Genomic DNA, 796 nt, shown 5'->3' with positions numbered 1-796 from the left:
CAGCTCACGTCCCTGCCCGGCGACGGCGGTCTCGACGTCGAGCTCGCTGGCTGCCGCCCGCCCGCGGGCCGTGAGCTCGTGACGACGCAGCAACGCCGTCAGCTCGGGCACCTCGGTGGCCGACGGGGCAGCGGCCGACCACCCGGGGGGCATCGAGAGACGACCGTGGTCGGTCGTGGGGCTGACGGGCTGGGCAGGGCGGTCGGTCTGTGAAGTCACCGGAGGATTCTCTCGCACCGCCGGTCCGGGGAACGACCCAGCACGCAGGCCGGGGCCCTCAGGTGGTGCGCACCGTCACCGGCACCCCCGCCTCGACCGTGCGCGAGACGGTGCACGCGCGGTCGTGGGACACCTGCAGGGCCCGGGGCAGGGCCGCGCGGGCGGCGTCCCCGTCCTCACCATCGGGGAAGGCGATCGTGAAGGTCAGCTCGATGTCCCGCAGGATGTTGCCCGAGTCGTCGCGGATCTTCTCGGCCCCGACCGTGGCCCGGAAGGTGGTGGGCTCGGCGCGCCGGCTCGTCAGCGCGTCGACGTCGACCGCCGAGCAGCCCGCGATCGCCGCGAGGAGCAGCTCGACGGGGGTGAACTCGGAGGTCGAGCCGGTGCCCATCTGCAGGGTCCCGCCTCGCTCGTTGGTCGCGCGGTAGGTGCCCGTCTCGACCCGCTCGAGCTCGACATGCCGGTGCGTGGAGGTGCTCATGCCTGATCCTCGCACCCCGCGGGCCTCCGGGCCCTGCTGCACGCCGGCGTGCGGGGCGCCGTCGCACCCGCCGCCGTCAGGACCCGAAGTCGGATC

Annotated in this window: 2 protein-coding genes; both read right to left on the bottom strand. The window is 74.5% G+C overall.

Going from position 1 to position 796, the window contains the following annotated elements; genetic code table 11:
• Positions 1–219, bottom strand: a 219-nt coding sequence (locus tag L0B03_RS18610) for a hypothetical protein (RefSeq protein ID WP_374205035.1), incomplete at its 3' end; no start/stop codon positions are given.
• 58 nt (positions 220–277) lie between these two features.
• Positions 278–700 carry an OsmC family protein gene (locus L0B03_RS18605; RefSeq protein ID WP_250448588.1) on the bottom strand — a complete coding sequence of 141 codons (423 nt, stop codon included), beginning with the start codon at positions 698–700 and terminating at the stop codon, positions 278–280.
• Between the last annotated feature and the right edge of the window lie 96 nt (positions 701–796).

Source organism: Actinotalea sp. C106 (assembly GCF_023630195.1).
Taxonomy (GTDB): domain Bacteria; phylum Actinomycetota; class Actinomycetes; order Actinomycetales; family Cellulomonadaceae; genus Actinotalea.
The sequence above is the reverse complement of the archived record's forward strand: the minus strand, read 5'-3'. Positions and strand labels throughout refer to the sequence as shown.